Origin of the sequence: Mycobacterium sp. E2462 (assembly GCF_001672685.1) — a bacterium.
Taxonomy (GTDB): Bacteria; Actinomycetota; Actinomycetes; order Mycobacteriales; family Mycobacteriaceae; genus Mycobacterium.
In genome coordinates, this window is sequence record NZ_LZKC01000079.1 from 1 (window position 1) to 9,099 (window position 9,099).

Consider the following 9,099-nt stretch of genomic DNA (forward strand, 5'->3'; position numbering starts at 1 on the left):
CCACGTACAGCACCTCGTTGGACGGCCCGCGGAACAGGTAGACGCCCGGCCGGCGGGGCAGGCCCTCGGCCAACACCTCCAGCGCGGCGCGCTCGTCCTGCAATAGCGTCTCCGGCACCCCCAGCAAAACGCTGACCACGCAATCGCGGCAGCCGGGCCCGCGCACCGCGCAGTCGTCGCAGTCGATCACCACCGGCGTTCCCGCTCCGGGCGGTCCGCCCGTCGACCCAAACTCCGTCATGCCGTCCCCTTCGCGTCCACTGTTCGATGCCACGGTCGGTCCTCTCGGTCGGTCTGGTCCGGCGAACATCTCGTCGTTGCGGCGAACGCTAACGGCAGGCACCGACACGTTTCGATCGCGCGGGCGACGGCGGGCGACGGCGGCGTGGGACGGCCGCGGTGTCGGTGCCCGGGCTTAACGTCACCGCCGTGGGTGCGAGCGAGGCCAGCCAATTGACGTTCGCCGACGTGGGTTCGCCGTTCACCACCGACGACGTGTCCCTGAGGGAGACGACGTTCGTGGTCGTGGACCTCGAGACCACGGGCGGCCGCACCAAGACCACCGGCGACACGCCCCCCGACGCCATCACCGAGATCGGCGCGGTCAAGGTGCGCGGCGGGGCGGTGCTCGGCGAGTTCGCCACCCTGGTCGACCCGCAGCGCAGCATCCCGCCGCAGGTCGTGCAGCTGACCGGCATCACGACCGCCATGGTGCGCGACGCGCCGACCATCGACGCGGTGCTGCCGATGTTCCTGGAGTTCGCCGGTGACGCGGTGCTGGTCGCCCACAACGCCGGGTTCGACGTCGGGTTCCTGCGCGCCGCGGCCCAGCGCTGCGACATCGCCTGGGCCCGGCCGCGGGTGCTGTGCACGGTCCGGCTGGCCCGCCGCGTGCTCAGGCGCGAGGAGGCGCCCAGCGTGCGCCTGGCCGCCCTGGCCCGCCTGTTCGCCGTGACCACCCAACCCACCCACCGGGCACTCGACGACGCCCGCGCCACTGTCGACGTGCTGCATGCGCTGATCGAGCGGGTCGGCAACCAGGGCGTGCACACCTACGCCGACCTGCGCTCCTACCTGCCCGACGTGACCCCGGCGCAGCGCCGCAAACGGGTGTTGGCCGAGGGCCTGCCCCGCCGGCCGGGCGTCTACCTGTTCCGCGGGCCGTCCAACGAGGTGCTGTACGTGGGCACGGCCACGGACCTGCGGCGCCGCGTGAACCAGTACTTCACCGGCGCCGACCCGCGCCGCCGGATGAAGGAGATGGTGGCGCTGGCCGAAGCGATCGAGCATGTCGAGTGCGCCCACGCGCTGGAGGCCGGCGTCCGGGAATTGCGGATGCTGGCCGCGCACGCCCCGCCGTACAACCGGCGGTCGAAGTTCCCGCACCGCTGGTGGTGGGTGGCCCTGAGCGACGAGGCGTTCCCGCGACTGGTGGTGGTGCGGGCGCCCCGCCACGACCGCGCCGTGGGACCGTTCCGGTCGCGCACCGACGCCGCGGACACGGCCGCGCTGCTGGCCCGGTTCACCGGCGTGCGGACTTGCGCCACCCGGCTGGGGCGCTCGGCGCTGCACGGTCCGCTCTGCGCGCAGACGGAGGTGTCGCCCTGCCCCGCGGCCCGGGACGTCACGGCCACCCGGTACGCGGCGGCCGTCGCGCGGGCCGCGGCGCTGATCGACGGCGCCGACAACGGCGCGCTGACCGCCGCCGTCGATCAGGTCACGGCGCTGGCCGAACGACGGCATTTCGAAAGCGCCGCCCGGCTGCGGGACCGCACCGCCGCCGCGGTAGAGATCTTGTGGCGTGGTCAGCGACTGCGTGCGCTGGCGGCGCTGCCCGAATTGATCGCCGCGGCGCCCGACGGTGCCGGCGGCTACCAGCTGGCCGTCGTTCGCTACGGCCAGCTCGCCGCGGCCGGTGCGGCGCGCCGCGGGGTGCCGCCCATGCCGGTGGTCGACGCGCTTTCGCTTGGGGCACAGGCGATTTTGCCCACGCCCGCGCCGCTCGGTGGCGCGCTGGTCGAGGAGACCGCGCTGCTGGCGCGCTGGCTGACCACCCCGGGTGTGCGCATCGTCCGAGTCGAGGGCACCCCCGACGCCGGCGGCTGGGCGTCACCGCTACGCGCGGCCGGCACCTGGGCGGCGTGGGCGGCGTCGGCCCGCTCGGCGCGGCTGGCCGCCGACCAGCTCACCCGTCACGACGCCGACTCAGGGCTGCTGACCCACCCGCACCCATCGCGCGAGCAGCTGTTCGGCCGCCCCGGAATCGATGGCCGCGCTGGCGCGGCGCAGCCCGTCCTCCCAGGCGGGCAACCATTCAGCGCGGCTGGATAGCCCGGCGTGCGCGACGAGGGCGCCGGCGGCGTTGAGGACAACGGCGTCGCGGACCGGGCCCGTGGCCCCGGCCAGCACCGCCCGGACCTCCGCCGCGTTGAACTGGGCGTCGCCGCCCAGCAGGTCGTCGACGTCGGCGCGGGGGAACCCGAACCCGGCCGGGTCGAACGTCAGCCGGTCCACGGTGCCGGCCTGCACGCGCCAGATGGTGCTGGTGGTGGTCGTCGTCAGCTCGTCGAGGCCGTCGTCGCCGTGCACCACCAGGACGCTGGACCGGCGCCCCGCGAAGACGCCCGCCATCACCTCGGCCAGATCGGCGAAGGCGCAGCCGATCAGCCCGGCCCGCGGCCGCGCCGGATTGGTCAGCGGCCCAAGGAGATTGAAGACCGTCGGCACCCCGATCTCGCGGCGCACCGCCGAAGCGTGCCGGTACGACGGGTGAAACAGCGGCGCGAAGCAGAACCCGATGCCCACGTCGGCGAGGCTGCGGGCCACCTCGTCGGGGCCGGCCTCGATGCGCACGCCGAGGGCCTCGAGCGTGTCGGCGCCGCCGGACAGCGACGACGCCGCCCGGTTGCCGTGCTTGATCACGGGCACCCCGGCGGCGGCGACCACGATCGATGCCATGGTGGACAGGTTCACGGTGTTGACGCCGTCACCGCCGGTCCCGACGATGTCGACCGCGTCCTGCCCGGTCACGCCGTCGGGCAGGGGGCGCGCGTGATGCAGCATGACGTCGGCCAGCTCGCCGACCTCCCCCGACGTCGGGGCCTTCATCGTCATCGCCACCGCAAAGGCGGCGATCTGGCCCGCGCTGGCCTCCCCCTCCATGACCTGCTCCATGGCCCAGGCCGCCTGACCCCGCGCCAGTTCGCGCCGGGCGGTCAGCCGGGCCAGGATCTGCGGCCACGACGGCGGCGCCGCGGACCCGGGGATCTCAGGTGCACCCTCAGATGTCAGAGCCACGCGCCGATGGTCCCACGCGCGGCGAACGCGCCCCAACCGCCGGCGCGCCCGGCCCCCGTCGCCGCGGGCGCCGCCCGGATCCGAACACACCCGACACCAAAAGCCGCCCCGGGTGGAGTTCGTCAACTACAAAGCGTCATACTTGCAATTGTGACCAGCGCTGTCGGAACTTCAGGCACTGCAATTACATCGCGGGTTCATTCACTGAACCGGCCGAACATGGTCAGTGTCGGCACCATCGTCTGGCTGTCCAGCGAGCTGATGTTCTTTGCCGGCCTGTTCGCGATGTACTTCACCGCGCGCGCCCAGTCCGGTGGCAAATGGCCGCCGCCGCCCACCGAACTGAACCTCTACCAAGCGGTTCCGGTGACGTTGGTGCTGATCGCGTCGTCGTTCACCTGCCAGATGGGGGTGTTCGCGGCTGAGCGCGGCGACGTCTTCGGGCTGCGCCGCTGGTATGTCATCACGTTCCTGATGGGCCTGTTCTTCGTTTGCGGGCAGGGCTACGAGTACTACCACCTGGTGAGCCACGGCACCACCATTCCGGGCAGCGCCTACGGCAGCGTGTTCTACCTCGCCACCGGTTTCCACGGCCTGCACGTGACCGGCGGGCTGATCGCGTTCATCTTCCTGCTGGCCCGCACCGCGATGAGTAAGTTCACCCCCGCGCAGGCCACGGCCAGCATCGTCGTCTCCTACTACTGGCATTTCGTGGACATCGTGTGGATCGCGCTGTTCACGGTCATCTATTTCATCCGATGAGCCGACGGCTCCGAATCACGGAATGAACAGGAGTGCTCGGTTGAAGAAGCTGGGGTCCATGCGAAACCGGAAGCCGCGAAACGCCGCGAGCGATCGCTCGCGGCGGCGGCTGCGCCGCCGGCTGTCCGGCGGCCTGCTGTTGCTGATCGCGCTGACGATCGCCGGCGGGCTGGCCGCCGTCCTGACGCCCCGGCCGCAGGTCGCGGTCGCTGACGAGTCCAACTCGGCGTTGCTGCGGACCGGCAAGCAGCTGTTCGAGACGTCCTGCGTGTCGTGCCACGGCGCCAACCTGCAGGGCGTGCAGGACCGCGGGCCGAGCCTGATCGGCGTCGGCGAGGAGGCCGTGTACTTCCAGGTCTCCACCGGCCGGATGCCCGCCATGACCGGCGAGGCGCAGGCGCCCCGCAAGGAGCCGATCTTCGACGAGACGCAGGTCGACGCGCTGGGTGCGTACGTGCAGGCCAACGGCGGCGGCCCGACGACGGTGCGCAACCCGGACGGCACGCTGGCGATGCGCTCGCTGCGCGGCGACGACCTGGGCCGCGGCGGCGACCTGTTCCGCCTGAACTGCTCGTCCTGCCACAACTTCACCGGTCGGGGCGGCGCCCTGTCCTCGGGCAAGTACGCGCCCCCGCTGGAGGCACCCAACGAGCAGCAGATCCTGGCCGCGATGCGGACGGGCCCGCAGAACATGCCGAAGTTCTCCGACCGCCAGCTGTCGTTCGAGGCCAAGAAGGACATCATCGGCTACGTCAAGGCGGTCACCGAGGAGACGCAGCCGGGCGGCTACGGCCTCGGCGGCTTCGGTCCCGCGCCCGAGGGCATGGCGGCGTGGATCATCGGGATGGTTGCCGCCATCGGGCTGGCATTGTGGATTGGGGCACGAGCATCATGAGCCGCGCCGAGACGACGCAGGGTGAAGCGATGACAGCGATGTGGAGGGGCGGCGCAAGATGACGGACGACGTTCGCGGCTCTGACACCGGTGGCAGCACCCAGGGTGTCGGCGAGAAGGAGCCCGACGACGCGGCGCTGGCCGCGATGTCGCGGGAGGAACTCGTCGCGCTCGGCGGCCGCCTCGATGGCGTCGAGACCATCGTCAAGGAGCCCCGCTGGCCGATCGAGGGCACCAAGGCCGAGAAGCGCGCCGAGCGCGGCGTCGCCGTGTGGCTGCTGCTGGGCGGCGGGTTCGGGCTCGCGCTGCTGCTGATCTTCTTGTTCTGGCCGTGGGAGTACAAGCCGAAGGGCACCGACGGCAGCTTCCTCTACGACCTGACCACGCCGCTGTACGGGCTGACGTTCGGGATGTCGATCCTGTCGATCGCGATCGGCGTCATCCTCTACCAGAAGCGGTTCATCCCCGAGGAGATCTCGATCCAGGATCGCCACGACGGCGCCTCCCCCGAGATCGACCGCAAGACCGTCGTCGCCAACCTCGGCGACGCCTTCGAAGGCTCCACCGTGGGCCGCCGCAAGCTGATCGGTTTGTCGCTGGGCGTGGGCCTCGGCGCCTTCGGCCTGTCGACCCTGGTCGCCTTCGCCGGCGGGCTGATCAAGAACCCGTGGAAGCCGGTGGTGCCCACCGCGAACGGCAAGAAGGCCGTCCTGTGGACCTCCGGATGGACCCCCCGCTACAAGGGCGAGACGATCTTTCTGGCCCGGGCCACGGGCGACTACACCGGGGCTCCGTTCATCAAGATGCGCCCCGAGGACCTCGACGCCGGCGGCATGGAGACCGTGTTCCCGTGGCGCGAATCCGACGGTGACGGCACCACGCCGGAGTCGCAGGAGAAGCTGCGCGCCATCAACCAGGGCGTCCGTAACCCCGTGATGCTCATCCGCATCCGGCCCGTCGACATGGGCCGCGTGGTAAAGCGTCAGGGTCAAGAGAGCTTCAACTACGGCGAGTTGTTCGCCTACACGAAGGTGTGCTCGCACCTGGGTTGCCCGGCTTCGCTGTTCGAGGAGCAGACCTACCGGATCCTGTGCCCGTGCCACCAGTCGCAGTTCGACGCGCTGCACTTCGCCAAGCCGATCTTCGGCCCGGCGGCGCGCGCGTTGGCCCAACTGCCCATCACGATCGACACCAACGGGTATCTGGTTGCCAACGGCGACTTCATCGAGCCTGTCGGACCGGCATTCTGGGAGAGGACGACAACATGAGTCCAAAACTGAGTCCCCCGAAAATCGGCGACATCATGGCCCGCCAGGGCGAGGACGTCGACAGCCGCTATCACCCCTCGGCCGCGGTCCGCCGACAGCTGAACAAGGTCTTCCCCACGCACTGGTCGTTCCTGCTGGGCGAGGTCGCGATGTACAGCTTCATCGTGCTGCTGCTCACCGGCGTGTACCTGACGCTGTTCTTCGACCCGTCCATGGCCGAGGTCACCTACAACGGCGTCTACCAGCCGTTGCGCGGCGTGGACATGTCGAAGGCCTTCGCGTCGGCCCTGGACATCTCCTTCGAGGTGCGCGGCGGCCTGTTCGTGCGCCAGGTCCACCACTGGGCCGCGCTGATCTTCGCGGCGTCGATCATGGTGCACCTGGCCCGCATCTTCTTCACCGGCGCGTTCCGCCGGCCCCGCGAGGCGAACTGGGTCATCGGCTCGCTGCTGCTGATCCTCGCCATGTTCGAGGGTTACTTCGGCTACTCGCTGCCCGACGACCTGCTGTCCGGCATCGGGCTGCGCGCCGCGCTGTCGTCGATCACGCTGGGCATGCCGGTGATCGGCACCTGGCTGCACTGGGCGCTGTTCGGCGGTGACTTCCCGTGCGGCGGCGTGGGCAACGAGTGCGCCACGGTGGGAGCGATCATCCCCCGGATGTACGCCCTGCACATCCTGCTGCTGCCCGGCATCATCCTGGCGTTGATCGGCCTGCACCTGGCCATGGTGTGGTTCCAGAAGCACACCCAGTTCCCCGGCCCGGGCCGCACCGAGCACAACGTCGTCGGCGTACGCGTCATGCCGATCTTCGCGGTGAAGTCGGGTGCGTTCTTCGCCGCGATCGTCGGCGTGCTCGGCCTGATGGGCGGCCTGCTGCAGATCAACCCGATCTGGAACCTGGGCCCCTACAAGCCCTCGCACGTCTCGGCGGGCTCGCAGCCGGACTTCTACATGATGTGGACCGAGGGCTTGGCGCGTATCTGGCCGCCCTGGGAGTTCTACTTCTTCCACCACACCATTCCCGCGGTGGTGTGGGTGGCCATCCTGATGGGCGTCGTCTTCGGCCTGCTGATCGTCTACCCCTTCCTGGAGAAGCGGTTCAGCGGCGACTACGCGCACCACAACCTGCTGCAGCGCCCGCGTGACGCTCCGGTCCGCACCTCGATCGGCGCGATGGCGATCGCGTTCTACATGCTGCTCACTCTCGCCGCGATGAACGACATCATCGCGCTGAAGTTCCAGATCTCGCTGAACGCGACGACCTGGATCGGGCGCATCGGCATGGTGATCTTGCCGCCGCTGATCTACTTCATCACCTACCGGTGGTGCATCGGGTTGCAGCGCAGCGACCGCGGCGTGCTCGAGCACGGCATCGAGACCGGCATCATCAAGCGGTTGCCGCACGGCGCCTACGTCGAGCTGCACCAGCCGCTGGGACCGGTCGACGACCACGGTCACCCGCTGCCGCTGGAGTACCAGGGCGCGGCGCTGCCCAAGCGGATGAACAAGCTCGGCTCGGGCGGTTCGCCGGGCAGCGGTAGCTTCCTGTTCGCCGACCCGGCGTCGGAGGACGCGGCCTTGCGCGAGGCGGCGCACAGCGCCGAGCAGCGGTCGCTGACCGCCCTGCGCGAGCATCAGGGCAGCATCGCCGGATCGAACGGCTCCAACGGCCATGGCTCGAACGGCCACGGCTCCAACGGCCAGAACGGTCACCACTAGTAGTAGTTCGCCAACGACGCGGGCCCGCTTTGAGCGCGGCCCGCGTCGTTGCGGTTTGTGGGGCTGCTGTCGGCGGGCGTGGCCTGCTGGGCAGACGCGGGTGCGACCGGCCGCAAGGGGTGCCGCGGGATCGAGCCCCGGCTAGGCGTCGGCCGCGAGGGTGCGCAACTGGCGGACGTGCCACCACTCGACTGCCGGCATCGCCGCGGTCACGACACCGGCCAGGCCGTAGGCGATCCACGAGCCGCCGTCGTGGCCGACCGCCATCAGGTACGTCGCCGTCGAGACCGCGACGAGGGCCACGCCCATGGTGCCGACCAGCAGGACCGTGCCGCGCAGCCAGACCCGGTCCACGGCCTCGCCGGCCGGCTCGGGGGTCGGCGTCGTGGCGGCCGAGAAGCGCGGCCGCTTGTCGCGCTCGGCGGCGGTGCGCGGCGCCTGCGACATCAGGCGCACAGGCGGCCTGTCGGGCGCCGTCATCGCGCGTGCGGCCGGCTCGGACTGGGCCAGCCTGCGCGCCCGCAGCAGCATCGGGATCGCCCCGGCGATGATCAGCGCGGAAACGACGATGACGGCGTACAGCACCCAGGTCGTGTGCGGGCTGCTGGCGGCCTTGTGGAAGCCCCGACCCAAGTCGACCAGCGCGACGGTGGCGGCGACGCTCACCCCCAGCAACACCAGCCAGACGGCGGCGCACGCCCCGATCAGGATGCGGTCGATGACGTCGGGCGCGATGGTGTCGTCCCCCACCGCGCGGCGATACGCCGAGTATCTGCTCACCATCTAGCAGCTCGTCTGCGGCGCGTCGCTGCTGTTCGACGACAACACGGTGCCGTCGCTGGTCGTGATCGAGCAGTTCAGCCGGCTGACCCGGAACAGGCTGGACGCCTCGACCGAGCCGACGTCGGACTGCGAAATCGGGGTGACCGTGATCGACCACGGGATGTAGACGTTGTGCTGGGTGCGACGCCGGCCCGACGCGTCGACGTAGGTCACCGAGATGATGTCACCGGGGGCTTTGGTGCCGGTCACCGAGTAGGTGACCTGCCGGGGGCCGGCCGGGGTGGTGCTGGGCGGCGGGGCCGCCGCCGACGACGTGGGCGCCGGGGGCGGTGCCGGCGCCGGCGGCGGTGGTGGCGACGACCCCGAGGCGTCAA

7 protein-coding genes and 2 pseudogenes are annotated in these 9,099 nt (G+C 70.8%); 5 read left to right on the plus strand and 4 right to left on the minus strand.

Features of this window, described 5'->3' with window-relative positions:
- Nucleotides 1-76: pseudogene (locus A5714_RS27545) on the minus strand (hypothetical protein); the annotation flags it as partial.
- 353 nt (nucleotides 77-429) lie between these two features.
- On the opposite strand from A5714_RS27545, the pseudogene A5714_RS03930 reads away from it, so the two are divergent.
- Nucleotides 430-2,268 (plus strand): annotated as a pseudogene (locus tag A5714_RS03930) (DEDD exonuclease domain-containing protein); the annotation flags it as partial.
- On the opposite strand, the gene trpD reads toward A5714_RS03930, so the two are convergent.
- The gene (gene trpD, locus A5714_RS25050; RefSeq protein ID WP_231975745.1) at nucleotides 2,206-3,297 is read right to left on the minus strand and encodes an anthranilate phosphoribosyltransferase; all 1,092 of its coding nucleotides are present in this window, start codon (nucleotides 3,295-3,297) and stop codon (nucleotides 2,206-2,208) included. The pseudogene A5714_RS03930 and the gene trpD overlap by 63 nt on opposite strands.
- 150 nt (nucleotides 3,298-3,447) lie before the next feature.
- On the opposite strand from trpD, the gene A5714_RS03945 reads away from it, so the two are divergent.
- The 4 genes from A5714_RS03945 to A5714_RS03960 are packed head-to-tail and all read left to right on the plus strand — an operon-like array spanning nucleotide 3,448 to nucleotide 7,942.
- On the plus strand, nucleotides 3,448-4,059 hold the full coding sequence (locus A5714_RS03945) for a heme-copper oxidase subunit III (protein WP_068282966.1): 612 nt from the start codon (nucleotides 3,448-3,450) through the stop codon (nucleotides 4,057-4,059).
- Nucleotides 4,060-4,099: 40 nt separating this feature from the next.
- Nucleotides 4,100-4,954 (plus strand): c-type cytochrome, encoded by an 855-nt coding sequence (locus A5714_RS03950; protein WP_068072595.1) that lies wholly within the window; start codon nucleotides 4,100-4,102, stop codon nucleotides 4,952-4,954.
- Nucleotides 4,955-5,012: 58 nt separating this feature from the next.
- Nucleotides 5,013-6,221, plus strand: a complete 1,209-nt coding sequence (locus A5714_RS03955; RefSeq protein ID WP_068282979.1) for a ubiquinol-cytochrome c reductase iron-sulfur subunit — start codon at nucleotides 5,013-5,015, stop codon at nucleotides 6,219-6,221.
- Entirely contained in the window at nucleotides 6,218-7,942 is a 1,725-nt protein-coding gene (locus A5714_RS03960) for a cytochrome bc complex cytochrome b subunit (protein WP_068282968.1), read from the plus strand. The genes A5714_RS03955 and A5714_RS03960 overlap by 4 nt, the downstream gene beginning before the upstream one ends.
- Nucleotides 7,943-8,083: 141 nt before the next feature.
- Here A5714_RS03960 and A5714_RS03965 read toward each other — a convergent pair whose 3' ends face one another.
- Nucleotides 8,084-8,725, minus strand: a complete 642-nt coding sequence (locus tag A5714_RS03965; RefSeq protein WP_068072602.1) for a DUF2561 family protein — start codon at nucleotides 8,723-8,725, stop codon at nucleotides 8,084-8,086.
- The coding region (locus A5714_RS03970) for an MmpS family transport accessory protein (RefSeq protein ID WP_231975746.1) at nucleotides 8,726-9,099 on the minus strand (374 nt) is incomplete at its 5' end.